Raw genomic sequence first — 26,811 nt, forward strand, 5'->3', positions numbered from 1 at the left:
AGAGTAGGTCACCGCCGGACAATCTTTGGAGAAGGGGTTCATGCGAGCCCGGTTTTATACCGGGGCTCGCGTGGGCCCCTTCTCGCATGTCCGGGCCCATTCAGGCCCTAAGGCGTACGTTCGCTGTCGCCGGCAGACCCTGCGCCCAGACGCCAGGGACGTCGGATGATGACCTTGGCGCGTGTGCCGCCTTCGTCGCGGGCGCGGTGTTGCTCCCGGCCGGTGGCGGGGGAGCCGGGCCGGCGGCCTCTTCACGTGTCCGTGAGCCGTTCACGCCCACTGGGCGGTCTGACCGAACGCCGCTCCCTCAGCTCAGGGACCTCAGGGGGAATCGGCGACTCCACCCCCCGCCCTCACATCCCCCGCCTTCACGCTCTGGACCTCACGCTCTGGACCTCAACGAAGCCAGCGGCTCCGTTCCCCGGAGGACCCCACCCCTACCGGTGGGACTACCTCGTCGACGACGTCGAAGCCTCGTCGCCGACTGAGCCCGACCTTCTTGCGCACCCGGCGGGAGAGACGATGTATGCCGCCTGGGATCCGGCACACGTTAACCGGCTTCCGTCGGCACCACCTGGTCGGAGGGGAGGGCACCGAGCAGGATCGGCACGGGCAGGCCCCAGCGAAGGCATCGGGGAACCGTGGCTCCCTGACGCCTTCACCACCCTCGAACGGACCTGGGCGGCCATCCCGGCCGCTGCCGACTAGGCCCTGTCCGGCGGATCATGGCGTCGACAGGGTGGGGGCCGGGATGGTTCATCTGGCTCTTGTGGTGCAATGTTGCTCATGGCAGCCCTTCTTGATATGGCGCAGATGTTCCGTTCCCTGCATGTACCAGGCACGCCGCTGGTCCTGCCCAATGCGTGGGACGGTGCTTCCGCCCGTGTGGTGGCGGACGCGGGTGCTGCTGCGATCGCGACCACCAGTGCCGGGGCCTCCTGGTCGCTCGGTCACGGCGACGGTGAGCGCATGACCCGGGACCAGGCGCTTGGCGTGATCGCCCGGATCACGGTTGCTGTTGACGTACCGGTCACCGCTGACATCGAACGCGGCTACGCGACCGACCCTGAGGGCGTGGCCGAGACCGTCCGAGGCGTCATCGCGGCCGGAGCCGTGGGCATCAACCTGGAAGACACTTTGCGTCCCATCGCCGAGCAGGCCGAACGGATCGCAGCCGCCCGCGAGGCCGCGGACGAGACCGGCGTCCCGTTGTTCATCAACGCCCGCATCGACACGCACCGCCTGCCGCCCGGTGACCGTACGACCTGGCTGGACGAAACGCTCAGCCGCGCCCATGCCTATGCGACAGCCGGCGCGGACGGCATCTTCGTCCTCGGCACGCCGGACGCCGAGACGGTCAGCACACTTGTGGGCTCTCAACCCCTGCCGGTGAACGTCCTGGCCGGCCCCGGCGCACTACCGGTGTCCGAGCTCGCCGAGGCGGGAGCCGCCCGCATCAGCGCAGGATCGTCCATCGCCGAGGCAGCGTACGGGCTGGTCCACCAGGCTGCCCGCGAACTGCTGGAGAAGGGCACGACGACCACACTGGGGGGCGGATTCGACTACGCCACCCTCAACGCGCTGCTCCTGGCCGAGCCCACACGCTGAGACGCGGTCAGGAACGCAGTCACAGTCGGATCGCCACCACGGTGACGGTGCCGTGGAGAACGTAGGCCCGCTCGTCATAACGCGTCCCCACGGCCCAGAAGCCCTTGAGGCGGTTGATCGTGCGCTCGACTTCGTTGCGGCGCTTGTACATCTGCTGGTCGAAGCCCGTGGGTCGGCCTCCTATGCTGCCGCGGCGCCGGCGGTTGGCCCGCTGGTCCCTCGGCTCGGGGATGGTGTGCTTGATCTGGCGTCTGCGCAGGTAGCGGCGGTTACGACGGGAGCTGTAGGCCTCATCGCCCCCGAGGTGGTCGGGCCGCGTGCGCGGATGGCCACCGCCGGTGCGCTTGACCCGGATACGTTCCAGGACGGGGATCATCTGCGGGCTGTCGCGCCACTACCCGGCGTGATCAGCGGGGCCAGTAGGCGAAGGCCGCCCTCCCCGGCAAGGCGGATCTTGCAGGTCAAGCCACCTCTGGAACGTCCGAGCCCTTCGTCGGGACGGTGCTGCCGGGGCGGTTGATCTCCGCTTGGGGACCCGTGGCGGCCTTCGCGGTGCTCCGGCAGCGTGGTGGTGGGCCCGACACGAGAAGTCCACGCTGACCATGCTCCAGTCGATCGGTAACTGCGGCGCCAGTCGCGCCCACTCATCGTTTGTCAGATCGCCCCGCCCCACGAGCGAAAATGATCGTTCAGGAACGAGGCGGTCACATGATCCGCCGGACAGCGCCTAGGCCGCCATTACCCTGTCCGCGCCGCCACCACTTCGCTCACGCGGACACGGGCTCCGTCCGGCCATTGAAGTCCCCGCCAGCCGCGCTGAAAGCGCCTGACTCCCAGACCCGTGTACGAACGCCCAGCCGGGGCCCGGCCACGGCTGGGCGTTCGTACGGTCGAGGTCAGGCGCTCGTGAGGATGACGAGTTGCTGGGTCGCGCGGGTCATCGCGACATAGCGGTCGACCGCTCCTTCGATGCCCTGGCCGAAGGCCTCCGGGTCGATGAGGACGACAAGGTCGAACTCGAGCCCCTTCGCCAGCTCCGGCGTCAGCGACTGGACCCGGGCCGTCGCCCGGAACGAGGGGTGGCCGATGACGCAGGCGGTCCCGTCGGCATGGGCGGCGAGCCAGGCGTCGAGGACCGAGTTCAGATCCGAAGCAGGTCCGTGGACGACGGGGACGCCGCTGCTGCGGATGGAGGTCGGCACGTTGGCGTCCGGGAGCGCGGCCCGGATGACCGGCTCGGCTTCCGTCATGATCTCTTCCGGCGTCCGGTAGTTGATGCTCAGAGAGGCCAGGTTGACCCGGTCGAGCCCGATCCGCTCGAGCCGTTCCTGCCACGACTCCGTGAACCCGTGCCTCGCCTGGGCGCGGTCCCCGACGATGGTGAAGCTCCGGGACGGGCAGCGCAGCAGCAGCATCTGCCACTCCGCGTCGGTGAGCTCCTGGGCCTCGTCCACGACGATGTGCGCGAACGGGCCGGCGAGCAGGTCCGGGTCGAGGGTGGGCAGCTCGGACTCGTCGATCAGGTTGCGCTGGAGGTCTGCCCGGCGCAGCTGCGTCACAAGGCCTTCGCCGTCGTCGTCGGCCTCGATCAGGTTGTCGACGACCTGGGCCATGCGCTCGCGCTGGGCGGCGAGAGCGGCTTCCTGCCGGCGCTTGCGTCGTGACGCCTCCGGGTCGCCGAGCCGCTGCCGTGCCGCGTCCAGCAGCGGCAGGTCGGACACCGTCCAGGCCTGGGCGTTCTCGCGCTGCAGCTTCCTGACCTCGTCGGGGCTGAGCCAGGGCGCGCACATCCGCAGGTAGGCGGGCACCGACCACAGGTCTCCGACGAGGTCTGCCGCTTCGATCAGCGGCCAGGCCCGGTTGAAGGTCGTGAGCAGCTCCCTGTTCTGCAGGAGCGACTTGCGGAGCAGGTCAGCCGAGACGTCCTCTTCGTCGTACTTGTCCATCAGGATCGTGACCAGCTCCTCCCAGATCTGGTCGCGCGCCTCGTTGTGCGGAGTGCCGGGTTCCGGCGCGTCGAACGCCTCGGCCCAGTCGTCGGCGCTCAGCCAGATGTCGGACCAGTGGGTCGTGATCGTCATCCCCTTGGTGGGCGGGTTCTCGTAGAACCTGACGGCCGGCTCGATCGCCTTCACGAGGTCCGCGGACGACTTCAGGAGCGCCACCTCCGGGTCGGCCTCGATCGCCGCCGCGGCGCCCTCGGTGACGAGGTCCCGCAGGGTGCAGGTCTGTACGCCCTCCTCGCCGAGGCTGGGGAGGACGTCGGCGACGTAGGCCAGATAGGGCTGGTGCGGACCGACGAACAGCACGCCGCCCCGGCGGTGACCGAGGCGAGGGTCGGAGTAGAGGAGGTACGCGGAGCGGTGCAGAGCGACGACGGTCTTGCCCGTACCCGGGCCGCCGTCGACGACGAGAGCGCCGCGGGATCCCGCGCGGATGATGGCGTCCTGGTCGGCCTGGATGGTGCCGAGGACGTCCCGCATCCGCGGCGACCGGCTGCTGCCCAGGCTGGCGATGAAGGCGGACTGGTCGTCGAGCGCGGCGTGCCCGACCAACCCGTCCGAGGTGAACACCTCGTCCCAGTAGTCGCTGATCCGGCCGCGGGTCCAGCGATACCTGCGGCGGCTCGCCAGCCCCATCCGGTTGGCATGAGTGGCTCCGAAGAACGGCTCGGCCGCGGGGGAGCGCCAGTCGAGCAGCAGCCGGCGACCCGCGCGGTCCGTGAGGCCGAGCCGTCCGATGTACACGGGCTCGGGGGCGTCCGCGCTGACCATGTGGCCGAGGCACAGGTCCAGCCCGAAGCGGCGCAGGGTGCGCAGGCGAGCACTCAGCCGGTGGATCTCCAGGTCCCGGTCCAGCGCCTGCCGGCCTTTGCCGCCGGGCGCCTTGCGCATGGCGTCGAGACGCTCGGACAGCTCGGTGATCGACTGTTCGAGGCTCTCCGCGATGGCCGCGAAGTGCTGCTCGTCGCCGGCGATCAGCGCCGGGTCGGCCTTGGGGGAGAGGTGGTCGGGAAGGTCAAACGCGCTGGTGGTCAGCGGGTTCACGGCATTGGCTCCGATCTGAGGTCCTGGCGACCATGACGTGCGGCAAGGCGTCCGGACTGGCGTGACGAACGTTTCGGCCATGACGAGCAGGGGTCGGCCTGGTGCGAGCCCCGTGGCCGTTGCCGGTTCAGGTCGCCAGGGTTTGCACGTTCTCGTGTTCTGGGTCCTGGTATCGGCGGATGCCGCGTGCTTCACGCGGGCACGGGCGGCCTTTCCCGGCTGACCGCGTCGAGCAGCAGCTTCGCGGCCACCGTCGTCCCGTCGGTGCGGATCGTGCCGGCGACGGCGGTCGCTCGCGCGCGGGTCTCCGGGGCCAGGGCCGTCCCGAGCGCGGTCGACAGGGACTGGGTGGTCGGAGCCGGACCGTCGTGTGCCGCGCCGACGCCCAGGCCGGCCACCCGGCCGGCCCAGTACGGCTGGTCCGCGAGCTGGGGTATGACGACCTGGGGCGCGCCGGCCCGGGCGGCCGTCGTCGTCGTGCCCGCGCCGCCGTGGTGGACGACGGCGGCCACCCGGCCGAACAGCGCCTGCTGGTTGACCTCGCCGACGACGAAGCAGTCGTCCTGGTCGTCGATCCGGGCCAGGTCGGCCCAGCCGCGCCTGAGGAGTACGCGGCGGCCCTGCGCGCGGATCGCCTCGATGGCGACCTGGGCGACGTCCTTCGAAGCGCGCATGGGCATGCTGCCGAAGCCCACGTACACCGGCGGTTCGCCGGCCTCCAGGAACGCCACCAACTCTTCCGGGAGCGGGCGTTCGTCTGGCAGGATCCACGCGCCGGTCTGGACGACGTCGAGGTCCGGCGTCGCCGGCCACGGGTCCAGGATCGGGTCCGTCGCCAGCCACGGCTGGTCGCCGATGACGTAGTCGCGGACGTCGTCCACCGGTGGCAGGCCGATCGACGCCCGGTTGGTGTTGAGCGCCTCACCGAACAGCGCGTTGATGCTCTGGGCGTCCAGATCCCACAGCATCCGGTTGTCGGTCACCCCCGGTGGGAACGGCCGGCCCGGATACGCCAGCGGCGGATGGTGCGGCGACGGCAGCGTGAGCTGCTGGAAGGTCACGGACACCGAGCGGATGCCCAGTTTCTCGGCCACCGACCGCGCGCCGGCCGCAGCCGGCATCATGCCGGTAGCCACCAGCGCGTCGCACCCCTCGGCCGCCGCGGTGACCGCGTCGAACTGGCCGGCGATCACCTCGGCCGCGCGCCGGGGCAGGTCCGACGGCGACGGCGGCGCCCCGGTCGTCAGCGCGCGCGCCGACCGGCCGACCGGCACCAGCGGCACGCCCACACCCGCCAGCAGCTCCGCGAACTCCTCGTCCGGCGGCGCGCACACCCGCACCTCCACGCCGAGTTCCCGCAGCCGCACCGCGAGTCCCGCCAACGGTTCGACGTCTCCGCGCGACCCGTACGTCGACAACAACACCCGCATCTCGTGTCCCCCGGTTTCCGCAGGTTCTGGCCTCGGCCGCCGATTCTGCGGCATGACCCGGGTCTTGCCGCAAGCCCCCCGGTGCGCTATACGTTGAGAGTGGAAAGGAGCGGGTGTTCCCCTTTCCCTTCATCGTCCGCTCTGGACGGACGACCTCCTCGCGCAGCGGCGGTACCGCCCGCCTAGGCGGACATGTCCTCAGGAGCCCAGGCCGAGAACCCTCACTGCCGGGCCACGAAGACGCCCCACCCCAGGTACTGCCGGCCGTATTCCAAGTGCGTCCGGCGTGACGTGTCGAGGAAGTCGCGGATGGCGGAGGCGTCCGGGTCATCAGGGTTGGCCCGCAGCCAGTCGTTCAGCGTCCACCACTGGCTCGCCACGTACCGGTCCCAGCTGTCCGGGTCGGACAGCACCATCTCCACCAGTTCGAAACCGGCCGCCTCCAGCCGCTCCGCCGTGCCGGCCAGCGACGTGATCGTGTCCTCGGGGATCTCCAGTGCGCTGCACGCCTCGGCGGGCGGCGGCGACTGCCAGAAGCATTCGCCCACCAGCACGATCCCGCCCGGCCGCAGGGGGCGGCGCATGAGGTCCAGAGTGCCCTGCAGCCCGTCGCCGATCCACGTCGCGCCGATGCAGGACACGATGTCGTACGACTCCGGCTCGTCCGTGTACGTGCCGGCGTCGGCCTCGACGAAACGTACCTGGTCGGTGACCCCGAGTTCGGCGGCGCGCTCCCTGGCGGCACTCAGGAACACCGAGCTGATGTCCACGCCCACCCCGTGCAGCCCGTAGCGGGAGGCCCAGCGGCTGAGCATCTCCCCCTTCCCGCAGGCGAGATCGAGCTGCCGGGTGCCGTGCCCGATGCGGCATATCTCCCCGAGAAGATTGAGCTTGTCGTGGCTGAGGGGGTTCAGGATGCGATGACGCGACTCGGCGATCTCGTGGAAGCGTAGCGACATGGCTGGCAGTCTCCCCGAAAACGGCAAAGGGAGCGACCGCATTGGCTCGTCGGTGAGTCACGTGGACGTTCGAGGGCTTGCTAGGCTGGAACGAGCGGGCCACCCCCACGGGTGGCCTTCGTCGCGTAAGGCCCGAGGGCGGGCGGCGGCGAGCCACGGCGGCCGTCATATGCGATGCGGGTCCGCTGAGTGAGCCAACGAAATGGACCAGAAGTGAACAGAGACAACGGACCCGACGGCGGACAGCGCGAGGGCGGCGAATACGGGGAGAGGCGTACGTACGGTAGCAGCAGAGGCGGCGGATACGGCTCCCGGGGCAGCGGCCAGGGAGGTTCGCGAGGCGACCGCCCGTACCGTTCGGACCAGCGCTCCGGCGGCCGCGACGACCGGGGGCCGCGCCGCGACGGCGACGACCGCCGTTCCTCCCAGGACCGCGGCCAGGGCGATCGGCCTGTGTACCGGAGCCGCGACGACTTCGACGACCGCGGCCGGCGACGCGAGGGCGGCTTCCGCGACGACCGCGGGCCGCGCCGTGAGGGTGGCTTCGGCGACCGCGGCCCCCGCCGTGACGACCGTGGACCGCGTCGTGATGACGATCGCCCGTCGTACCGGGACCGGGACGACCGCGGGCCGCGTCGTGAGGGCGGATTCGGGGAGCGTCGCGAGGGCGGCTTCCGCGATGACCGTGGTCCTCGTCGTGAGGGCGGCTTCCAGGGTGATCGTGGGCCTCGTCGTGAGGGCGGCTTCCAGGGTGATCGTGGGCCTCGTCGTGAGGGCGGCTTCCAGGGTGATCGTGGGCCTCGTCGTGAGGGTGGCTTCCAGGGCGATCGTGGTCCGCGTCGCGATGATGAGCGTCGCCCGTTCCGTGACCGTGACGATCGTGGGCCTCGTCGTGAAGGTGGCTTCGGCGACCGTGGCCCGCGCCGTGAGGGCGGGTTCCAGGGTGATCGTGGCCCGCGCCGTGAGGGTGGGTTCCAGGGTGATCGTGGTCCCCGTCGTGAGGGTGGCTTCCAGGGTGATCGTGGTCCGCGTCGCGATGATGAGCGTCGCCCGTTCCGTGACCGTGACGATCGTGGCCCGCGCCGTGAGGGCGGGTTCCAGGGTGATCGTGGCCCGCGCCGTGAGGGCGGGTTCCAGGGTGATCGTGGCCCGCGCCGTGAGGGTGGCTTCCAGGGTGATCGTGGTCCGCGTCGCGATGATGAGCGTCGCCCGTTCCGTGACCGTGACGATCGTGGCCCGCGCCGTGAAGGTGGCTTCGGCGACCGTGGCCCGCGCCGTGAGGGCGGGTTCCAGGGTGATCGTGGCCCGCGCCGTGAGGGCGGGTTCCAGGGTGATCGTGGTCCCCGTCGTGAGGGCGGGTTCCAGGGTGATCGTGGTCCGCGTCGCGATGATGAGCGTCGCCCGTTCCGTGACCGCGACGACCGCGGCCCGCGCCGTGAGGGTGGCTTCCGCGACGACCGCGGCCCGCGCCGTGACGGCGGCTACCGCGACGGCGGCCCCCGCCCCTTCTCCCGCGACAGCGCCGGCGACCGTGACGACCGTTCGGCCGGCGGCACCCGCGCCAGGTACGGCAGGGCGGACCGCGAGGACGCCCCTCAGCGCGAGCGGCTGCCCGAGATCGCCCCGGACGTCACCGCCGACGAGCTCGACAAGGAGGTGCGCGAGGAACTGCGTTCCCTCCCCGGCGACCTCGCCGAGCTGGTGGGCAGGCACCTCGTCGCCGCCGAGCGGGCCCTGGAGGAGGACGACACCGATCAGGCGCACGAGCACACAAAGGTGGCGCGCCGCTTTGCCGCCCGCATCGGTGTGGTTCGGGAGGCGGCGGGCATCGTCGCCTACCGCGCCGGCCACTACTCCGAGGCGCTCAGCGACCTGCGCGCCGCCCGGAGGATGACCGGCTCCGACGCGTACCTGCCGGTGATGGCCGACTGCGAGCGTGGCCTCGGCCGCCCGGAGCGTGCCCTCGACCTCGTTCGCTCGCCCGAGGCCGAGCGCCTCGACCGGCCCGAGCGCATCGAACTGGCCATCGTCGAGTCGGGCGCCCGGCGCGACCTCGGACAGAAGGACGCCGCCGTCATCACGCTCCAGCGGCTTCCGGAACTGCGTGACCCGGAGCAGAAGCCGTGGTCGGCGCGCCTCGCGTTCGCGTACGCCGACGCGCTGCTCGACGCCGGGCACCAGGAGGCGGCGACCGACTGGTTCGCCAGGGCGATGGCGTTCGACGCCGACGGCGAGACCGACGCCGCCGAGCGGTACGCCATGCTGACCGGTGCCGTCATCGACGACCTCGAAGAGGATTACGAGGACGGCGACGACCTCGACGTGCCGTTCGACGAGGACATCGTGCTCGGTGCCCTCGGTGGCAAGGCCGAGGCCGAGGAGTCGGAGGAGGACGCCGAGGACGATCTCGACGACGCCGAGGACGACCTCATTGAGGACGACCTCGCTGAGGACGAGCTCGCTGAGGACGGCCGGTCCGAGGAGGAGCCGGTGTCGGACGAGGCCCCGCAGGGGGCGTCCGCTCCGGCGACCACGAACTCCGCCGATGCCGCGTCCCCGGCCGACGAGCAGGGCGACGTCCAGGCGTCCGAGGAGGCCAAGGCTTCGGAGGAGGCCAAGGCTTCGGAGGAGGCGAAGGCTTCGGAGGAGGCCAAGGGAGCCAAGGCGACCAAGGTGGCCGAGCAGCAGGCGGATGGCGCGACCGCCGCCGACTCCGCCGACTCCGCCGACTCCGCCGACGCCGCGGACTCTGCGGACCCGAAGGAAGCGACCAGGACGAAGCCGGCGGCCGACTCGGCCCCGGACATCAACCTGGCGTTCATCGAGCCCAACTTCGGCGACATCCTCGACGAGTCCACCGAGAACAGGCCCAAGCGGGAGGACTGACCCCTCCGCGTTCTCCTTGACGCTTGGTGAAGGAGAACACGGACGCGGTGCTTTCCGCTCGGACGCGCGGAGAGACATCCAGACGGTACGGCGGGCACGCCACACGGGATGCCCGCCGTACCGTCGCGCATTTTCCGGCTGTACGGAGCCGCACGTCATCTGAGCCGGTCAGTGGGCGATCGCGCCGTTTTCCGTGACCCGGAAACCGGCTTCGGGCGGCACATGGTGTCAGCGGCCCCGGGCTCGGGAGGAGGCCGAGTCGGGGGTTGGCAAGGTGCGGCACGGAGGTCGGCGCGCGCTACGTTGGCCGCGGCGCGCCAACCGGGAAGGCCCAGGCCGGGGAGGCGCTGACCGGTGTCGCGCTGACCGGTGTCGCGCTGACCAGCGTCGCGCTATTCGGGAAGCCACTGACCGGGGACGCACTGACCGGGGACGCACTGACCGGTGTCGCGCACTGACGGGCGGCAGCCCGGAGCCTGGACGTCCGGACATCGTCCTCTACGGGTTGACGCGGTTGAGCCAGTGCAGGATGCCCGCGACGTTGGACGGCGCCCCGCTCAGCAGCTCGAAGTGCTCGGCCGCCTCGCCCTCCAGCTCAAGGGCCGCGTAGCGCTCCTTCGTCCGGTCGCGCACCATGGCGACGGCGTGGTCCAGGTCCATGCCCTCAGCGTGTGCCTGGCGGGTCAGGTCCACCCAGATGCGGAGCTCCTCCGCGGAACGCTCGAGGGTGTCCTGAACGGCACTGACCGGTCCGTAGTGGCTGAACAGCAGCCGTTGCGGACCAAGCGCGCTGAACAGGGCGATCGAGTCGAGCGCCGTGTCGAGGTCGAAGTCCGGCGGCGGCGTGGCGGGACGCAGGTCGCCGGTCTCGGGAAGATACACGCCGGCGGCGTCCCCGACGTAGAGGTCTCCGGTGCCGGAGTCGACGAGCCCGACGTGGTGCTTGGCGTGGCCGGGCGAGTAGTGACTGTTGAGGGTGCGGCCGTTGCCCAGGTTGATGGCGCCGGTGTCGCCGAGGGCGACGATGCGTTCCGCCTCGGTCGGTGAGAGCTCGCCGAACAGCGTGTCGAGCCGGTCACCCCACACCATCCGGGCACTCGCCATGAGACGCGACGGGTCAGCCAGATGCCGCGCCCCCTTCTCATGTACGACGATCTGCGCGGAGGGGAAGAACTTCGCGATGTCGCCGACTCCGCCCGCGTGATCAAGGTGGATGTGCGTGACGACCACGGTCGACAGATCGTCGGGCCCCACTCCCAGCGAGGCCAGCGCGTCGCGCACCACGGGCGCGGACGTCGACGTCCCGGTCTCCACCAGGCAGGGCCGATCGGAAAGGATCAGGTACCCGGCCGTTATGCCCGAATATCCGGCCATCTTCGTGTCGATCTCATAGACGTCGCCGCCGAGGGCGGTGATGTTGTCCACAGGAACTCCCGAGCCGCGGTCCGCTATCCCCAGAACGACATTCGAGTCGTTCCAGCCATGCCCACATCGTAGAGAGTGATCCCCGCCGGAGCATCGGATGGGAGGGCGACAGTGGACCACAACGAGGTCGTGCTGGCAGGAAGGGTGTCCGTGGCAGCCGAGGACAAGAGGCTGCCCAGCGGCGACACCTTGACGAGATGGCGCCTGGCCGTGCGCCGAGACCGCCCACACCCGAAGGGGGGTGTGATGACGGACGGCATCCCCTGCATCACCTTCGCCCCCGAGGTCGCGGCCGTCGTGCGCGATCTGGGACCGGACGATCCAGTGGAGATCAGAGGTGCGTTCCGGTGCCGCATCTACGGCCCGTCGTCCGCGAAGATCTGGCGGTACGAGGTCGAGGTCTTCAGCGCCGAACCGATCAACGTCGACCCGGCCTCGCCTCCTGCTGGCGAAAGAAGGCGCACGGTCAGACGGCCGCGCACATCCAAGCCTTCCCCCGCCACCCTGGCTACCGCTCCAAACGACGACGCCGGTACGACTCAGGACCGCCATGGGGACGACGCCACCACGACTCAGGATCGCCGTGGGGGTGAGGCTGTCACGGGCCAGGGCCGCCGTGAGGGCGAGGTCGTCAGGGGTCAGGACCGCGAGGGCGAGGTCGTCAGGGGTCAGGACCGCCATCGGGATGACGCCACCACGACTCAGGACCGTCGTGGGGGCGAGGCTGTCACGGCTCAGGACCGCCGTGGAGGCGAGCGTGGGGGCGAGGCTGTCACGGCTCAGGACCGCGGTGGGGACGACGTCGGTATGGCCGGGGACCGCCTTCCCGCTTCTCTGCATTCGCTCGGGGAGGTTGCTCCTTGTTCGGCGCCGGCCACATCATCGCCCGCAATTGCGAAGCCGCCTATCGTCGAGATGGAGTCCCTGGTCAAGGAGGAGTCCACCATGGGGCCGAAGCTCCAAGCCCCCCAACGGCCTTCAAGGCAGGAGCATGAGGCGACCCCGGTGGACGACAATTCCCGGCACTCATCCTCCACTCCAAGCCGCCTCCAGGCCATGATCGACACCTGCAGATCTGCCGGAAGAGGCGTGCTTTCGCGCACCAGCCGCTGAGGAATGAGCATTGACGGCCCCCGAGTGCGCCGACGGCAGAACGATGTGATGACATGCGGGACTCGCACCGGCTGTTGCCGACGTCCCGGTATGCCGCTCATACCTGCTCGATCGAAGTTGGTGAGCATCCGGAAGCGGATCGGCACGTCTCTCTGGGCGAGCGTCAAGCCTGGATGGCGTGCGGAAGCGTCGGATGGAGATCGCCGTGTGGTTCCCCTCCGACGCCTCAGCCGATCGGGGCTGTGCCTGCCCCATCCGCTTCAGCCGATCGGGGCTGTGCCTGTCCCACCTCCGCTTCAGCCGATCGGGGCCGTGCCTGCCACACCTTGACCAGCGGCAAAAGAGCAGACTGCGGGCTGCAGGGAGAGGAGAGCTGAAGCCTCAGCGGCATCGACCGCGCTCCTCCCAATCGCGCTCGTGGCTGGCACCTGGACGAGGACCTCTCTATGGTCCGGTTGCTCCCTCCTCGATGACAAGGCCGCGGTTGGCGAGGCCCCGGCGCACGCGCCAGTCGTGCGGACGTCCGGTGCTGTACGAGATCATTTGCCCTCACATGGCGTACCTGTAGGGCTGTGGGTGGCTCTAGCTGGTCGTAGGGCTCAGCCTGTGGCGAAGGTGCGGAGCACCAGGCCGGTTCGGGGCTTGGGGCCGAAGGAGGTGGACTTGCGGGGTACGCGTTCGCCGGACGCGGCGACCGCGAGCACGTCGGCGACCATGAGCGGCTTGAGGATCACTGCCGTTCCACCCGCCTGCACGGCCTGCTCCACCGCGGCGTGGGCGTCGTGGTGGACGATCCGTACCGTTTGCTCGTCGTCTCGGATGCCCCACACCTTGGGCATCAGGAACTCCGTCAGGATGGAGGTGTTCAATGCGTTCCACCGGTCCGAGCGGTCGGCGGGCATGGCGTGGGCCAGCTGCATCGGGTCGGGATCGGTCAGCAGGTGGGCGCCGCCCTCGCCGGCGACCAGGAACGCGTGGCCGGAGGCTGCGTCGAGCGCGGCCAGACCCTCGGCGAGACCGGGGTAGTCGTGGACCTGCCACGAGCCCTTCGCCCTGGCCACCGCCTCAGCCAGGGGCAGCGCGGGGATGACCCGATGGATGGCCTTGAGGTCCGGTGGATAGGCCGTGACATCGACCAGCAACGCCAGGCCGAAGTCCCAGGGGCCCGATTCGCCTTCGCTCGCCCACGTCTTACGCGTCTCCGGCACGTCTGACGGAGCGCTCGGCGATTGGGCGTCGTCTGGACGGTTCTGGGAGGCGTCTGGCGTTGGGCTGGTTGTACGTGCCCGAGGGTCTTCCGGCGTCCCGTCAGTGGCTCTACCAGCCCGTGCGCGGTCGCGGGTCGGGCTCGTCTCGTCGGATGTCGGGCCCTTTGGCGGCATGCCGATTCGTGAGTGGAAGAGCGGTGCGCCGACCGCCGAGTGGGAGGACGCCGTACCGATCTCCGGGGAGAAGGTCTCCCCGGCGGAGGGCGCTGTGCCGTTCTCCGACGCGGAGGTCTCCGAATGGGAGGGCGACCTGCTGGTCTCCGCGCCGGAGGGCGACGTGCCGGTATGCGTTGGGAAGGTCTCCGGTTGGAGGGTCTCCGAAGGGGATGACGTCTGGAATGGCGTCGTCGCCGGTTCCGCGAGGGAGGGAGTCGTTGTGGAGTCCGCGGTGGACGAAGCCTGATCGGCGGTCCGCGGCAGGGGCTCTTGTGCGGATGCTCGGGTGGCCGGGCTGCGCGACGACTGGGGCGCTGCGCTGCTCGCCTTGGCTCGGGCCGTGTGCTCCTGGCGTTGCAAGACCCGGTATGTGGCGTACCTGTGATGGCCGTCCGCGATGAGAGCTTGGCGAGGGCGGAGATCGGCGTTGATGGCGGCGATCTCCGCCCTGTCGGTGATCGCCCACAGACGGTGGGTCAGGCCGTCCTCGGTCCTGGCCACGACCAACGGCTCACGCGTGGTGGCCACCTCGTCCACGAGACGCGTCGCCTGCCCGTTGTCTCCGTCGTAGAGAAGGAAGATGGGTTCGAGGTTCGCCTGGGTGGTGCTCATGAGAGCGAGCCGGTCCGCCACCGGGCCGGGGAAGACGTGCTCGTGGGGCAGGATGATGCCCTGGGTCGGGTCGGCGATGCCCACGTCACCGATGAGGCCGCGTTGCAGGACCGTGGGGCCACTCTGCTCGTACACGTACAACGCTGGGAGTTCGTCCGTCACCAGGACGCCCGCGTCGAGCCAGGCGCGCAGGGTGTCGCGAGCCTCTGCGTAGCGTGTTTCGTCAATGCCGGCCACCTGCTGAGCGGAACCGCCCACCCGGGCGAAATCGCCCTCCTGCGTGGAACGGCCCTCCTGTGCGAAGTCGCCCTCCTGCGTGGAACGGGTCTCCCGTGCGAAGTCGCCCTGGTCCGAGACGTTCGCGCCTGGCTGCGCTTCCTCCGGGGTGTTCGCGTCTGGCTTCTGCCGGCCGTTCGTGGCTGGTTCGTTCGGGCCGTTCGCCTCTCGCTCTTGTGAGCTGTTCGCGTCTGGTTCGTGCGGGCTGTTCGCGTCTCGCGCAACCGGGCTGTTCGCGTCTCGCTTCTCCGCGTCGTTCGTTGCTCGCCGACCGGCTCCGGGGGCTGCGTGTGTGCGCCTCTGCGCCTCGTCGGTCGCTTCCGGGGCGCCGTGGGCACTCACGGACGTGTCGTGGGCTGGGACGGTCTCGGGAGCGGCCGAGGGGGGCGCCGTGTCCGCGGGCGGTGTGGTGGGGCGGGGAAGGATGAGACGTACCACGTTGTTGGCATGAGAGTGCAGCAACGCCCGGACGTCGTCGTCCGAGATCAGGTCATAGGGCGGAGAGGTGACCTTGGCGGGGTCGTCCACGGCGAAGCGGACACCACGGAAGGGGCGCAGCACCAGCCCATCGGGCACCGGCAGTTCAGGACTCCCCATATCGGGCATGCTCCCATAAACATCCGAGTCTTCCAGAAGCCGCTTCAGAACCCCTGCCGCTTCCGACTCCGTGGCGAGCCGAGCGGAGCCGTCGTCTGCCGATGAAGGAGGCCTCACGCAATGGTCCAAGGTAGAAACGTCCACGATGATTCCCCCGGCGCCCCCGAAGGTGACGTTTACGACTGGTACCAGCGTGGGGTGAAACTGCTCAAGGACGGCAGCCCGGCCGCGGCGGCCGCGCTGCTGGAGCGGGCGGCCCTGGCTGAGCCCGACTCGCGCAGCATTCTGGAGGCGTTGGCGCGGGCGCAGTTCAACTCGCGGCAGTACGCGGAGGCGGCGGAGAGTTTCCGGCAGATCGTGGACGCCAATCCGGCCGAGGATTACGCCCATTTCGGACTCGGGTTGGCGTTGTGGCGCACCGGTGACATCGAGGGCGCTCAAGAGCCGCTGGCCATCGCGGTGGCGATGCGGCCCGACGAGCGGCACTACGTGTCGGCGTTGAAGAGCGTACGGGCGACACTGCGCGCCCGGCGGGAGATGTGACGGGCGAGGACCTCGGAGGCGTCTCTTCCCGTCACGGTCACGTGGACCGGGAAGAGCGTCGGCGCAGTCGTACGGGGATGCGCGTGAGCACCCACGGCGGCGGCCCGGGTGGGTGGTCACGAGCGAGGGGCGATGCGGGCGGCGCTATTGTCTCGGTGATGGCGCCGACGTGCGGCCACAACCGCTCGGCGAGCACACCGTGACCGAAAGGCGACCTGTGCTGATCGACGGCTACGACACCCTGCTGCTCGACCTCGACGGCGTGGTCTATCTCGGCCGCCACGCCGTCCCCGGCGCCCCCGAGGCGCTCGAGGAGGCGCGGGCCAGGGGTGTCCGGCTCGCGTACGTGACCAACAACGCCTCCCGCACACCCGCCGCCATCGCCGCGCACCTGCGCGAGCTGGGCGTGCCCGCCGTCGCCGGCGACGTGGTGACGTCGGCGCAGGCCGCCGCGCGGCTGGTGTCCGAGCGGGTGCCCGTTGGCTCGAACGTGCTGGTCGTGGGCGGCTCCGGGCTCCGGATGGCCGTACGGGACCAGGGGCTGCGGCCGGTGACCACCGCGATGGACGCGCCCGCCGCCGTCGTGCAGGGCATCGCCCCCGGCCTGTCGTACGGGCTGCTGTCGGAGGGCGCGCTGGCCGTGCGGCAGGGCGCGCTGTTCGTGGCGTCCAACGGCGACAGCACCATGCCGACGGGCCGCGGCGAGCTGCCCGGCAACGGCTCGATGGTGCGGGTGATCGCCGCCGCCACAGGGGTGGAGCCGGTGTACGCGGGCAAGCCGGACCCGCCGCTGCACCGCGAGTCCATGATCCGCACCGGGGCCGAGCGGCCCCTGGTGGTCGGAGACCGGCTCGACACCGACATCGAGGGCGCCACCAACGCGGGTGTCGAGAGCCTGCTGGTGCTCACCGGCGTGGCGACGCCGCTCGACCTGCTCACGGCCGGGCCGCGGCATCGGCCCACGTACATCGCCGAGGGGCTCGGCGCGCTGTCGCGACCGTACCCGGAGGTGCGGGACGGCGTCTGCGGAGGCTGGCGGGCCCGCTGGGAGGACGGCGCGCTGCGGCTGGAGGGCGACGGCAGCCCGATCGACGGCCTGCGCGCCGTCTGCGACGCCGTCTGGGCGGCCGTGGGGGAGGGGCGGGCCGAGGAGGACGCGGTCAAGCAGGCCCTCGACCGCCTGGGGTGACGAACAGCCCGGAAAAGCCCCCGCAGCGCCGTCTCAGAATCGCCGCTCGTCAGAGGAGGCGGCGCAGGCGCAGGAGGTCACCGAAGCTGGCGTCGATCTTCACCCGGCCGCCCAGCAGCGCCCGCGCCAGGTCCAGCTCCCCCTCCACCAGCGCCACCAGGTCGTCACTGCCGATCGTCAGCCGTACGTCAGGCTGCTTCCCGTTCGCCGGCGGGTCCTCCACGAACGGGTCGAGCCCGTCATGGTGCAGGCGGCCGTAGAAGGTCACGCCGAGGTCGGAGACCCGGCAGCTGACCGTGCGCTCCACCACGTGCCGGGCGCGGTCCGCCGCGTCGATCTCGTCGAACTGGGCGACGAGCTTGACCAGTGCCGCCCGGCACTCCTCGACGCTTGCCATGGTGTCCACCCTTTCGCTCACCTTTACGGACGCCTGACCTTCACCGACGTAGCGTTCCACATCGGTGGCGTGCCGTATGCCCCGTCAACGTGTGACACACCCGCGATGGTGCCTGCGCGCTCGCGGGAGGCGTTACCGTCGTCTCATGAGTGCGCTGCCAGAGGAGACCGGGGACGAGCGGGTCGACGCGATCGTCGCGGGGCTCGGCCGGCTGGCCGGCCTGCCGGTGAGCGAGCACGTCGCGGTGTTCGACGAGGCGTTCGCCGGGCTCGAGGCCACGCTCGCGGCCGTGGACGACCAGTGAGCCGCAGGATACGCCTGGACAGCGAGATGGTGCGCCGCGGACTGGCCAGATCGCGCGAGCAGGCCGTGCAGCTCATCGAGGCGGGCCGGGTCAGCGTCTCCGGGCAGCGGGCGGCCAAACCGGCCACGCAGGTCGACACCGCCTCACCCATCGTCGTCGCCGAGTCGGCCGAGGGCCCCGAGTACGTCTCCCGTGGCGCGCACAAGCTGCTCGGCGCGCTCAAGGCGTTCGGCGGGCTGACCGTCGAGGGGCGGCGCTGCCTCGACGCGGGCGCCTCCACCGGCGGTTTCACCGACGTGCTGCTGCGCAACGGCGCCGCCCACGTACTCGCCGTCGACGTCGGCTACGGCCAGCTCGCCTGGTCGCTGCGCACCGACGAGCGGGTGACGGTGATGGAGCGCGTCAACGTGCGCGACCTCACGCCCGACATGGTCGGTGAGCCGCCGTCGCTGGTGGTGGGCGACCTGTCGTTCATCTCGCTGCGGCTCGTGCTGCCGGCGCTGGCGGAGGCGGCCGCGCCCGCCGCCGACCTGGTGATGCTGGTCAAGCCGCAGTTCGAGGTGGGCAAGGAGCTCGTCGGCGCCGGCGGCGTGGTCCGCGACCCCGAGCTGCGCGCCCGCGCCGTGCGCGACGTGGCCCACCGCGCGCTGGAGCTCGGCCTGTCGGTACGCGGCGTCACCGCCAGCCCGCTGCCGGGCCCCTCGGGCAACGTGGAGTACCTCCTCTGGATGGGCAAGGGAGAGGGCGCGCCTCCGGTGGAGGACCTCGAGGCCGCGATCGAGCGCGCCGTCGAGGAAGGGCCGCGATGAACCGTACCGTGCTGGTCACCGTGCACACGGGGCGGGAGGCCGCCGTCGAGAGCGCCCGCCTGGTCATCGACCGCCTGGTCGACGCCGGGATCACGGTCCGGGTGCTGGACACGGAGGCCGACGACATCGGCTGCTTGGGCGCTGACGTGGTGCCCGGCGAGCCGGGCGCCACCAAGGACGCCGAGGTCATGATCGTGCTGGGCGGCGACGGCACGCTGCTGCGCTCCGCCGAGCTGGCCCGGCCCGCCGGCACGCCGCTGCTGGGCGTCAACCTGGGACACGTCGGGTTCCTCGCCGAGGCGGAGGTGGCCGACCTCGCCTCCGCCGTCGACAGCGTCGTCGCGGGCCGCTACGACGTCGAGGAACGCATGACGATCGACGTCCTCGCCCGCCAGAACGGCCAGGTCATCGCCGACACCTGGGCCCTCAACGAGATGTCGGTGGAGAAGCGCGACCGCATGCTGGAGGTCGTGGCCGAGATCGACGGCCGGCCGCTGTCGCGCTGGGGCTGCGACGGCGTGATCTGCGCCACCCCGACCGGCTCCACCGCCTACGCCTTCTCGGCGGGCGGTCCCGTGGTGTGGCCGGAGGTGGAGGCCCTGCTCATGGTGCCGATCAGCGCCCACGCGCTGTTCGCCCGGCCGTTGGTGGTCTCGCCCCGCTCCACGCTCGCGGTCGAGACCCTGCCCGACACGCCCGGCGGAGTGCTGTGGTGCGACGGGCGGCGCCGCTTCGACCTGCCCTCCGGCACGCGCGTGGAGGTCCGCCGGGGCGTCCAGCCCGTACGCCTGGCGCGGCTGCACGGCGTCGAGAGCACCGGCGCGCCCTTCACCGACAGGCTGGTCGCCAAGTTCGAACTACCCGTCCAGGGCTGGCGCGGAAGGGTGCGTCCCTGAGTGAATGGGCTGTGAGGCGCGTAGGATCACATGCGCACAAGTGTTCGGAGTCAGGAGCGACGGGAGTGGGCAGTGCGACCAAGGGTCGAGGAGGTCCGCATCCAGGGGCTCGGCGTCATCGATGAGGCCGTGCTCGAGCTTTCGCCGGGGTTCAACGTGGTCACCGGCGAGACCGGCGCCGGCAAGACGATGGTCGTCACCGGGCTCGGCCTGCTGTTCGGCGGCCGGGCCGACCCGTCGCGCATCCGGCCGGGGGCCGAGCGCGCCAGCGTCGAGGGCACGCTCGTCATCGAGTCCGGTGGCCGGGTCGCCCAGCAGGTGGAGGACATCGGCGGCGACGTCGAGGACGGCGAGCTCATCATCTCCCGCACGGTCTCGGCCGAGGGTCGCTCGCGCGCCTGGCTGGGCGGGCGGGGCGTGCCGGTCGGCACCCTGACGTACCTGGCCGACGACCTGGTCGCCGTGCACGGGCAGATGGACCAGCAGCGCCTCCTGCAGCCCGCCCGCCAGCGCGCCGCGCTCGACCGCTACGCCGGCAACGACCTGGTCAAGCCGCTGCGCGCCTACACCCAGGCGTACAAACGGCACAAGCAGGTCGCGGCGCTGCTCGACGAGCTGACCACCCGGGCCCGTGAGCGGGCGCAGGAGGCCGACCTGCTGAGGTTCGGCCTGGAGGAGATCGAGAAGGTCGACCCCAAGCCCGGCGAGGACATGGAGCTGCGCGGCGAGGAGGAGCGGCTCTCGCACGCCGACGCGCTGCGCGGGGCGGCGACCGGCGCCCACACCGTGCTGCTCGGCGACCCCATGGAGGCCGTTGACGGTGCGCACGACGTGATCTCCCTGCTCGGCGAGGCCCGCGCGGCCATCGAGGCGGTCCGCGACTTCGACGCGGAGCTGGCCGGCATGGCCGATCGGCTGGCCGAGGCCGGCTACCTCGTCTCCGACGTGGCCACCGACCTGGCCGCCTACGCCGAGTCGATCGAGGCCGACCCGGCCCGTCTGGCCGTCGTCCAGGAGCGCAGGGCGCTGCTGTCCGGCCTGGTCCGCAAGTACGGCGAGGACGTCGCGGGCGTCCTGGAGTGGGCGCGGCAGTCGGCCGCCCGCCTGACCGAGCTGGAGGGCGACGACGAGCGCATCGAGGAGCTCACGCGCGAGCACGAGGAGCTGACGGCCCGGCTGACCGAGCTGGCCGCCGAGCTCACCCGCGTGCGTGAGGCGGCGGCCGAGCGCTTCGGTCAGGCCGTCACCGAGGAGCTGGCCGCGCTCGCGATGCCGCACGCCAGAGTCGTGGTGCAGCTCACACGGGCCGCCGACTTCGGGCCCGAGGGCGTCGACGAGGTCGAGCTGCGCATGGCCGCCCACCCCGCCGCGCCGCCGTTGCCGCTGACCAAGGGCGCCTCCGGCGGTGAGCTGAGCCGGGTCATGCTGGCCATCGAGGTGGTGTTCGCTGGCGCCGACCCGGTGCCGACGTTCGTGTTCGACGAGGTCGACGCCGGAGTGGGCGGCAAGGCCGCGGTCGAGATCGGCCGCCGGCTCGCCCGGTTGGCGCGCACCGCGCAGGTGATCGTGGTCACCCACCTGCCGCAGGTGGCGGCGTTCGCAGACCAGCACCTGGTGGTGGAGAAGGCCGGCGACGGCAGCGTCGTGCGCAGCGGCGTCGTCACGCTCGACCACGAGGGCCGCGTACGCGAGCTTTCACGCATGCTGGCGGGGCTGGAGGACTCCGAGCTGGGCCGGGCGCACGCCGAGGAACTCCTGGGTCTGGCCGCCGCGGAGCGATGACCTGGAGCCCCGGATCGGCGATGACCTGCTGTGACAAAGCGGACACGCACCGTGATGATGGGCCGCTGGGCGGTTTCCCTCTGGCAGGATGTTCTTGATGAAGGTTCCGGGGAGCAGGATGCCGGGCCTCCGCGTCAGGAAGGTCGAGGACCTTCCCGGTGTCACGGCAGTGGCGAGAATCGATCGGCGGACGAAGAGGCTGACCAAGCGCCTCCGGCCCGGTGAGATCGCGATCATCGATCACGTCGACGTCGACCGGGTCAGCGCGGAGGCGCTCGTGGCATGCGGTGTCGCGGCCGTGGTCAACGTCGCGGCCGGCATCAGCGGTCGCTATCCCAACCTGGGGCCCCAGATTTTGCTGGAAGCCGGGGTGCCCTTCGTCGACAACGCCACGCCCGAGCTGTTCGAGCGGGTCAAGGACGGCGACGTCGTCCGCGTGCACGAGGGCGTCGTCTACCTCGACGACGAGGTGGCCGGCAAGGGCGAGGAGCAGACGGCCGAGGCCGTCGAGGCCGCCATGGCCGAGGCTCGCGCCGGGCTGGCGGTGCAGATCGAGGCGTTCGCCGTCAACACGATGGAGTACGTCCGCGGCGAGGGCAAGCTGCTCATCGACGGCGTAGGGGTGCCCGAGATCCGCACCCCGATGGAGGGCCGGCACGTCCTCATCGTGGTGCGCGGCTACCACTACAAGGAGGACATCGCCACCCTCCGCCCCTACATCCGCGAGTACCGCCCCGTCCTCATCGGCGTCGACGGCGGAGCCGACGCGCTGCTGGAGGCCGGCTACCTGCCCGACGTCATCGTCGGCGACTTCGACTCGGTCTCCACCAAGGCGCTGAGCTGCGGCGCGGAGCTGGTCGTGCACGCCTACCGCGACGGCCGCGCCCCCGGCCTCGAACGCGTCCACCAGCTCGGCCGCGAAGCCGTGATCTTCCCCGCCACGGGCACCAGCGAGGACATCGCGATGCTGCTGGCCGACGACAAGGGCGCCGAGCTCATCGTCGCCGTCGGCACCCACGGCACCCTGGAGGAGTTCCTCGACAAGGGCCGCTCGGGCATGGCCAGCACCTTCCTCACCCGGCTGCGCATCGGCAGCAAGCTCATCGACGCCAAGGGCGTGAGCCGGCTCTACCGCAGCCGCATCTCCACCCCGCAGCTGCTCCTGCTCGTGATCACCGCGCTGATCACGATGGGGGTCGCCCTGTTCATCTCGCCGATCGGCCAGACCTGGCTGAACGGTCTGCAAGACGCGTGGAACGCGTTCATCTTCTGGCTGGTCGGACTCTTCTCGTGATCGATTTTCGCTACCATCTCGTGTCCATCGTCGCCATCTTCCTGGCGCTGGCCGTGGGCATCGTCATGGGCACCACGCTGCTGCAGTCGCCGGCGATCGAGACCGCCAAGAAGACCAGCGACCTCATGGCCAAGACCAACAACGACCTGCGCTCCGAGCTCGACGCCCTGCGCGGCCGGGAGTCCGCCGACGACGCGTTCGTCACTGCGTTCACCCCGCAGCTCGTCGCCGGCGTGCTGAACGGCGAGCGCGTCCTGCTGGTCGAGGCGCCCGGCTCCAGCAGCACCTACCGTGAGGCGCAGCAGCAGGTGCTCCTCCAGGCGGGCGCCGCCATCACCGGCCGGGTCACCCTGTCCGACAAGCTCCTCGACGCCAAGAACCGGGGCGTGATCGACGAGCTCGTCACGCAGCTCAAGCCGGCCGACATGGCCCTCGCCCCCTCCATGAGCGCCTACGACAAGGCCGCCGCCCTGCTCGGGGCCACGCTCATGACCACCGACCAGGCCCAGGCCGGCACCGCCAACCCCGCCACCGGGGCCGTGCTCGGCGGGTTCGAGGAGGGCGGCCTGCTCACCGTGGACGACGAGCCGGCCAAGCGATCCACGCTGGTCGTCATGTTCGCGCCGGAGCGGCCCCTGAACGGCGACAACGCCGAGTCGCAGGCCTCCGCCCTGCTGTCCCTCGCCCGCGGGTTCGACGCCGCGGGCAAGGGCATCGTCATCGCCGGCAGCGTCACCGCCGCCTCGGCCGGCGGCCTCATCACGGCCGCGCGCGACGACAGCGACCTGGTCAAGCGCGTCTCCACCGTCGACACCCTCGACATGCCCGCGGGCCGCACCGCGCTCGTCTACGCTCTGCGGGAGCAGCTCAACGGGCGGGCCGGCCAGTACGGCATCGGCGCCAACGCGACCGCGCCCATGCCCGCCGCGCCCAACCCCTCCACCACCCCCCCCTCCTCAGGGAGCTGACATGGCCCGTGGCCTGCTCCACGCGCTCGCCGGCGCCGCCCTCGGCGCCGTCGCCGCCCGCGCCGCCTACACCCTCCTCACCCGCAACAGGCCCCAGGACCCGGGCGACCGCTGGACCCGCAAGAACCACCGCGGCGAGCCCATCACCCTGCTCGAAGGCCCCGCGTTCGTCGCCGGAGCCGCCGCGGCCACCGCACTCGCGCCGGGCCTGCCCGGGCGCGCCCGGATGGCGGCGCTGCTGGCCGGAGGCGGCAGCGGAGCGCTCGGCGCCTACGACGACCTGTACGGCACCACCTCCTCCAAGGGGTTCAAGGGCCACCTGAGCGCGCTCGCGCGCGGCGAGGTCACCAGCGGAGCCGTCAAGATCCTCGGCATCGGCGCGACCGGGCTCGGCGCCGCCGCGCTCGTCTCCCGCGGCCCGGCCGACACGCTCGCCAACGGCGCGCTCATCGCCGGCTCCGCCAACCTCGCCAACCTCTTCGACCTGCGGCCCGGCCGGGCCATCAAGGTGGGCCTGCTCGCCGGCGGGCCGCTGCTGGCCGCCGCCCTGCTGCGCGAGCGGCCGGTGGGCGCCGCGCTGGCCGCCGTGCCCCTCGGCGCCGCCGCCGCGCTGCTGCCCGACGACCTCGGCGAGCGGGCCATGCTCGGCGACGCGGGCGCCAACGCGCTCGGCGCCCTCGCCGGCCTCGCGGCGGCCGCCACGCTGGAGCGGCCGGGCCGGCTCGCGGCGCTCGGCACCGTGGTGGCGCTGACGGCCGCCGCCGAGAAGATCAGCTTCACCAAGGTGATCGCGGGCAACCGGGTGCTCAACCGCCTCGACATGCTGGGCCGCCGTCCCGTCGACGCCGCGGTGTGACCGGCGCGTCCCGCGCCTGCCCAGGGGTCCCAGGTGGGGGGACTGTCGGTGGAGCCTGCCAGGATGTCAGCGTGATCGGGGGTCTGGTGATGCGCGCGGCCACGGTCTCGCGGCGGTGCCGCGTGGTGCGCGGTCGCGTCCCTCGCGTGCCGGGAGGACGGTCGTGCGCGGGAGGGCGTCGTGACGGCGTCATTCGCCGGGAGGACGGTCGTGCGTGGGAGGGCGTCGTGACGGCGTCATTCGCGGGGAGGGCGTCGTGACGGCGCGGCTGGCGCGCGGCGTCGCCGGGGGCGCCATGCTCATCGGCGCGATCACGATCCTCGCCCGCGTGGCCGGCTTCGCCAAGCAGTACGCCTTCGCCGGCACCGTCGGCACCAACTGCCTGTCCACCGCCTACTTCACCGCCAACCAGATCCCCAACATCATCTTCGAGGTCGTCGTCGGCGGCGCCCTGGCCGGCATGGTCGTGCCCGTCCTGGCGGGAGCGGCCGCCGCCGGCCAGGAGGCGTCCGGCGGCGCCGGGCGCGCGCGGGTGGAGGCGATCAGCTCCGCCCTGCTCACCTGGGTGCTGCTCGTGCTCGTGCCGCTGGGCGCGCTCACCGCGCTGCTCGCCGGCCCGGTCGCCGGGCTGTTCCTCGGCGAGGTGAAGGGCTGCGACGTCGCCGACGTCCAGGCCGTGGCCACGCGCATGCTCGTCGTCTTCGCGCCCCAGATCCCGCTGTACGGGGTCGCGGTCGTCCTCTACGGCGTGCTGCAGGCGCACAAGCGGTTCGCCGGGCCCGCCCTCGCGCCCCTCGTGTCGAGCATCGTGGTCATCGTCGCCTACCTGCTGTTCGTGCCGCTCAGCGGCGACTGGGCCGAGGCGGGCGGCCCGTCCACCGCGCGCGGGGCCGATCTGTCCACCCTGCCGGGCGGAGCCGAACTCGCCCTGTCCGTGGGCACCAGCCTCGGCGTGCTCGCCCTCGTGATCACCGTGGTCGGCCCGATCGCCGGGCTCGGGCTGCGCTGGCGGCCCTCGCTGCGCTTCCCGCCGGGCGTGGCCGAGCAGGTACGGCGGCTGGCCCTGGCCGGGGTGGCCGCGCTCCTCGCCCAGCAGGCCGCCATGGTCGTCGTGCTGCTGCTGGCCAACAAGGCCGTCGGCACCGGCGCGATCGCGGTCTACAACTACGCCTGGGCGATCTACCTCGTGCCGTACGCGGTGCTGGCCGTGCCGATCGCCACCAGTGCCTTCCCCCGGCTGTCGGCGCGTGCCGAGGCGGGGGAGACACAGGCGTTCTCGGACCTGGCGGCCGGGGCGGCGCGCGCGGTGGTGATCGTGTCCGGGCTGGCCGCCGGCGTTCTCGCCGCCACGTCGGAGCCGGGGGCGGCGGTGTTCCTGTGGACCAAGAGCGACATGCCGCCGAGCGAGCTGGCGCGAACGATCGCGCTGTTCGCGCCCGGCCTGATCGGTTACGCGCTCATCGCCCACCTCAGCCGCGTCCTCTACGCGGCGGGGCACGGCCGGGCCGCGGCCACGGGCACGGTGGCCGGGTGGGGCGTGGTGATGGTCGCGCAGACGGTGTTCGCGCTCACGTTCCCCGACGGCTGGCGGATCGCCGGGATGGCGCTCGGCATGAGCGTGGGCATGACGGCCGGAGGCGTGCTGCTGCTGGCGTCGGTGGTACGCCTGCGGGGTCGTGGCGCCGCGGCCGGTCTGGGGCGCGCCGGGCTGGCGGCGGTCGCGGGCGGGCTGGCCGGCTACCTGGCGGGGGCCGCCGCGGTGACGGCGCTCGGCCCGGGAAGCTTCTGGGGGCACATCGGGGCGGTGCTGGCCGGGGCGGTCGCGGCGCTGGTCGCGGGCGGGCTCGTGGTGGCGCTGGTGGACCGCGCCGACGCGACGGCGGTGGCCGGCGCGCTCGTACGAGGGAGACGAAGCTGAGATGGTCCTCCCCAAAATCTCCTTTGTAAAGGGAGGCTCCTGGGATCCGGGAAGCGACTGAGATCCGGGAGCGACGTACGGGAGCCAGGTACGGGAACGACCTACGGGGGAGTCGTACGGCGGAGTCGTACGGCGGAGTCGTACGGCGGAAGAGGGAGGAACGACGGTGCGGGTGGCATTCGTGCTGGGCACCACGTCCGGTGGCACCGGCAGGCACGTGCGCATGCTGGCCGATGGGCTCGTGCGGCGCGGGCACCGGGTCCTGGTGGTGGGGCCCGGGGACGTCGAGGAGCGGTTCGCCTTCACGGAGGCGGGCGCCCGGTTCGTGCCGGTCCGCGTCTCCGACCGGCCGCATCCGCTCGACGACGCGCGCTCAGTGCTGGCCCTCCGGCGGCTGACCAGGGACGCCGACGTGGTGCACGCCCACGGCCTGCGCGCCGGGGCCCTCGGGGGGGTAGGCCTGCCGGGGCGCGGCGCG

21 protein-coding genes and 1 pseudogene are annotated in these 26,811 nt (G+C 71.7%); 14 read left to right on the forward strand and 8 right to left on the reverse strand.

The genetic code is table 11. The features are described 5' to 3' along the window. Nucleotides 1-786 precede the first annotated feature (786 nt). Nucleotides 787-1,608, forward strand: coding sequence for an isocitrate lyase/phosphoenolpyruvate mutase family protein (locus AB0H81_RS30300; RefSeq protein ID WP_358381368.1), 822 nt, complete (start codon nucleotides 787-789; stop codon nucleotides 1,606-1,608). A 19-nt stretch (nucleotides 1,609-1,627) separates the two neighbouring features. On the opposite strand, the pseudogene AB0H81_RS30305 reads toward AB0H81_RS30300, so the two are convergent. The 5 genes and pseudogenes from AB0H81_RS30305 to AB0H81_RS30325 all read right to left on the reverse strand — a co-directional run. Beyond that, nucleotides 1,628-2,224, reverse strand: a pseudogene (locus AB0H81_RS30305) (IS5 family transposase); the annotation flags it as partial. A 280-nt stretch (nucleotides 2,225-2,504) separates the two neighbouring features. Continuing rightward, nucleotides 2,505-4,655 (reverse strand): RNA polymerase recycling motor ATPase HelR, encoded by a 2,151-nt coding sequence (helR, locus tag AB0H81_RS30310; protein ID WP_358381370.1) that lies wholly within the window; start codon nucleotides 4,653-4,655, stop codon nucleotides 2,505-2,507. A 191-nt stretch (nucleotides 4,656-4,846) separates the two neighbouring features. Continuing rightward, on the reverse strand, nucleotides 4,847-6,085 hold the full coding sequence (locus AB0H81_RS30315; protein WP_358381372.1) for a glycosyltransferase: 1,239 nt from the start codon (nucleotides 6,083-6,085) through the stop codon (nucleotides 4,847-4,849). Between the two features lie 221 nt (nucleotides 6,086-6,306). Continuing rightward, nucleotides 6,307-7,044, reverse strand: a complete 738-nt coding sequence (locus tag AB0H81_RS30320; protein WP_358381374.1) for a class I SAM-dependent methyltransferase — start codon at nucleotides 7,042-7,044, stop codon at nucleotides 6,307-6,309. A 165-nt stretch (nucleotides 7,045-7,209) separates the two neighbouring features. Beyond that, entirely contained in the window at nucleotides 7,210-8,757 is a 1,548-nt protein-coding gene (locus tag AB0H81_RS30325; RefSeq protein WP_358381376.1) for a hypothetical protein, read from the reverse strand. Here AB0H81_RS30325 and AB0H81_RS30330 point away from each other — a divergent pair. Next, a complete protein-coding gene (locus tag AB0H81_RS30330; RefSeq protein ID WP_358381378.1) occupies nucleotides 8,701-9,930 on the forward strand; it encodes a hypothetical protein in 1,230 nt (409 codons plus the stop codon). The two genes, AB0H81_RS30325 and AB0H81_RS30330, sit on opposite strands and share 57 nt — an antisense overlap. 498 nt (nucleotides 9,931-10,428) lie before the next feature. On the opposite strand, the gene AB0H81_RS30335 is transcribed toward AB0H81_RS30330, so the two are convergent. Then, nucleotides 10,429-11,355 carry an MBL fold metallo-hydrolase gene (locus tag AB0H81_RS30335; protein ID WP_358381380.1) on the reverse strand — a complete coding sequence of 309 codons (927 nt, stop codon included), beginning with the start codon at nucleotides 11,353-11,355 and terminating at the stop codon, nucleotides 10,429-10,431. Between the two features lie 111 nt (nucleotides 11,356-11,466). Between AB0H81_RS30335 and AB0H81_RS30340 the strand changes: the two genes are divergently transcribed. Then, the gene (locus AB0H81_RS30340) at nucleotides 11,467-12,468 is read left to right on the forward strand and encodes a hypothetical protein (RefSeq protein WP_358381382.1); all 1,002 of its coding nucleotides are present in this window, start codon (nucleotides 11,467-11,469) and stop codon (nucleotides 12,466-12,468) included. Between the two features lie 599 nt (nucleotides 12,469-13,067). Here AB0H81_RS30340 and AB0H81_RS30345 read toward each other — a convergent pair. Beyond that, complete coding sequence (locus tag AB0H81_RS30345; protein ID WP_358381384.1) at nucleotides 13,068-15,521, reverse strand: DUF1015 family protein; 2,454 nt, start codon at nucleotides 15,519-15,521, stop codon at nucleotides 13,068-13,070. Between AB0H81_RS30345 and AB0H81_RS30350 the strand changes: the two genes are divergently transcribed. Then, the gene (locus AB0H81_RS30350; RefSeq protein ID WP_358381386.1) at nucleotides 15,498-15,920 is read left to right on the forward strand and encodes a tetratricopeptide repeat protein; all 423 of its coding nucleotides are present in this window, start codon (nucleotides 15,498-15,500) and stop codon (nucleotides 15,918-15,920) included. The two genes, AB0H81_RS30345 and AB0H81_RS30350, sit on opposite strands and share 24 nt — an antisense overlap. A 217-nt stretch (nucleotides 15,921-16,137) precedes the next feature. Then, nucleotides 16,138-17,109, forward strand: a complete 972-nt coding sequence (locus AB0H81_RS30355; RefSeq protein ID WP_358381408.1) for an HAD-IIA family hydrolase — start codon at nucleotides 16,138-16,140, stop codon at nucleotides 17,107-17,109. 49 nt (nucleotides 17,110-17,158) lie between these two features. Here AB0H81_RS30355 and AB0H81_RS30360 read toward each other — a convergent pair whose 3' ends face one another. Next, on the reverse strand, nucleotides 17,159-17,506 hold the full coding sequence (locus tag AB0H81_RS30360; protein WP_358381388.1) for an SCP2 sterol-binding domain-containing protein: 348 nt from the start codon (nucleotides 17,504-17,506) through the stop codon (nucleotides 17,159-17,161). Nucleotides 17,507-17,651: 145 nt separating this feature from the next. On the opposite strand from AB0H81_RS30360, the gene AB0H81_RS30365 reads away from it, so the two are divergent. The 9 genes from AB0H81_RS30365 to AB0H81_RS30405 all read left to right on the forward strand — a co-directional run. Next, the gene (locus AB0H81_RS30365; protein WP_358381390.1) at nucleotides 17,652-17,810 is read left to right on the forward strand and encodes a hypothetical protein; all 159 of its coding nucleotides are present in this window, start codon (nucleotides 17,652-17,654) and stop codon (nucleotides 17,808-17,810) included. Further along, entirely contained in the window at nucleotides 17,807-18,619 is an 813-nt protein-coding gene (locus AB0H81_RS30370; protein ID WP_358381392.1) for a TlyA family RNA methyltransferase, read from the forward strand. The genes AB0H81_RS30365 and AB0H81_RS30370 overlap by 4 nt, the downstream gene beginning before the upstream one ends. Continuing rightward, nucleotides 18,616-19,515, forward strand: coding sequence for an NAD kinase (locus tag AB0H81_RS30375; RefSeq protein ID WP_358381394.1), 900 nt, complete (start codon nucleotides 18,616-18,618; stop codon nucleotides 19,513-19,515). Before AB0H81_RS30370 ends, AB0H81_RS30375 begins: the two co-directional genes overlap by 4 nt. 30 nt (nucleotides 19,516-19,545) lie before the next feature. Then, on the forward strand, nucleotides 19,546-21,297 hold the full coding sequence (recN, locus tag AB0H81_RS30380) for a DNA repair protein RecN (protein WP_358381396.1): 1,752 nt from the start codon (nucleotides 19,546-19,548) through the stop codon (nucleotides 21,295-21,297). Nucleotides 21,298-21,394: 97 nt separating this feature from the next. Beyond that, nucleotides 21,395-22,591 carry a putative cytokinetic ring protein SteA gene (steA, locus tag AB0H81_RS30385; RefSeq protein ID WP_358381398.1) on the forward strand — a complete coding sequence of 399 codons (1,197 nt, stop codon included), beginning with the start codon at nucleotides 21,395-21,397 and terminating at the stop codon, nucleotides 22,589-22,591. After that, nucleotides 22,588-23,559: a copper transporter gene (locus AB0H81_RS30390; RefSeq protein WP_358381400.1), complete on the forward strand. Its 972-nt coding sequence runs from the start codon at nucleotides 22,588-22,590 to the stop codon at nucleotides 23,557-23,559. The genes steA and AB0H81_RS30390 overlap by 4 nt, the downstream gene beginning before the upstream one ends. Before the next feature lies 1 nt (nucleotide 23,560). Then, complete coding sequence (locus AB0H81_RS30395; protein ID WP_358381402.1) at nucleotides 23,561-24,415, forward strand: hypothetical protein; 855 nt, start codon at nucleotides 23,561-23,563, stop codon at nucleotides 24,413-24,415. A gap of 256 nt (nucleotides 24,416-24,671) precedes the next feature. Beyond that, complete coding sequence (locus AB0H81_RS30400; protein WP_358381404.1) at nucleotides 24,672-26,333, forward strand: lipid II flippase MurJ; 1,662 nt, start codon at nucleotides 24,672-24,674, stop codon at nucleotides 26,331-26,333. 166 nt (nucleotides 26,334-26,499) lie between these two features. Further along, the coding region (locus AB0H81_RS30405; protein ID WP_358381406.1) for a glycosyltransferase at nucleotides 26,500-26,811 on the forward strand (312 nt) is incomplete at its 3' end.

It is taken from the genome of Nonomuraea sp. NPDC050691, from assembly GCF_040654455.1.
GTDB lineage: Bacteria > Actinomycetota > Actinomycetes > Streptosporangiales > Streptosporangiaceae > Nonomuraea.